The 1,250-nt window shown below is 65.0% G+C and carries 1 protein-coding gene; it reads left to right on the top strand.

Annotated features, from left to right (window positions below; all coding sequences use genetic code 11):
• On the top strand, window positions 1-1,250 hold a 1,250-nt coding region (locus EN935_RS36520; protein WP_164771709.1), incomplete at both ends, for a glutamate synthase subunit beta.

Genomic DNA, 1,250 nt, shown 5'->3' with positions numbered 1-1,250 from the left:
CGCTGCATGGATTGCGGCATTCCGTTCTGCCACGGGCCGACGGGATGCCCGATCCACAACCAGATTCCGGACTGGAACGACCTCGTCTACAATGGCGACTGGGACAACGCGATCCGGAACTTGCATTCGACCAACAATTTCCCGGAGTTCACCGGCCGCATCTGCCCCGCACCCTGCGAGGAAGCCTGCACGCTGAACCTCGAGGACATTCCCGTCGCCATCAAGACGGTCGAGCAGGCGATTGCCGACAAGGCCTATGAAACCGGCCACATCAGGCCCTATCCGCCGGAGAAGAAGACCGGCAAGCGGGTCGCCATCATCGGCTCCGGCCCTGCCGGCATGGCGGCTGCCCAGCAGCTTGGCCGCGCTGGCCACGACGTCCATGTCTACGAGCGCGAGAGCCGGCCTGGCGGGCTGATGCGTTACGGCATTCCCGACTTCAAGATCGAGAAGCACTATATCGACCGGCGCATCGAGCAGATGCAGGGCGAGGGCGTGACCTTCCATTGCGGCGTCAATGTCGGCGTCGACAAGCCGGTTGCCGAGCTGCTCGCCGAACATGATGCCGTGCTTTATTGTGGCGGTTCGGAAACACCGCGCGCGGCCGGTATCCCCGGCGATGATCTCGGCGGCGTGCATGACGCGATGCCCTATCTGGTGCAGCAGAACCGCCGGGTCGGCGGCGAACCTATCCAGTCGGTGGCGTGGCCGTCGCATCCAATTATCGCCGGCGGCCAGCATGTCGTCGTCGTCGGTGGCGGCGATACCGCGTCCGATTGTGTCGGCACCGCCTTCCGCCAAGGTGCGGTGCGCGTCACCCAGCTCGACATCCGCCCACAGCCGCCGGAGAAGGAAGACAAGCTTTCGGTCTGGCCCTACTGGGCGACCAAGATGCGCACTTCGTCCTCGCAGGCCGAAGGCGCGGAGCGCGAATTCCAGGTGGCGACACTCGAATTCATCGGCGAGGAAGGCCAGTTGACCGGCGTCAAATGCTGCGAGGTCGACGACAAGCGCAAGCCGATCGCCGGCACCGAATTCGTCATCCGCGCCGATCTCGCCTTCATCGCCATCGGCTTTGCCGGGCCGGCTGCGGCCGGAGTGGCTGGGGAATTGGAGGGTGAGATGAAGATCGCCACCGACAGCCGCCGCTCCAGGAATGTCGAGGCCAATGACCGCGACTACAGGACCAGCGTCGACAGGCTCTATGCGGCCGGCGACGTGCGTCGTGGCCAGTCGCTGGTCGTCTGGGC

Source organism: Mesorhizobium sp. M7D.F.Ca.US.004.03.1.1 (assembly GCF_003998635.1).
In the GTDB taxonomy this organism is placed as follows: Bacteria; Pseudomonadota; Alphaproteobacteria; order Rhizobiales; family Rhizobiaceae; genus Mesorhizobium; species Mesorhizobium loti.
This window is presented reverse-complemented; position numbering and strand designations above follow the sequence as displayed.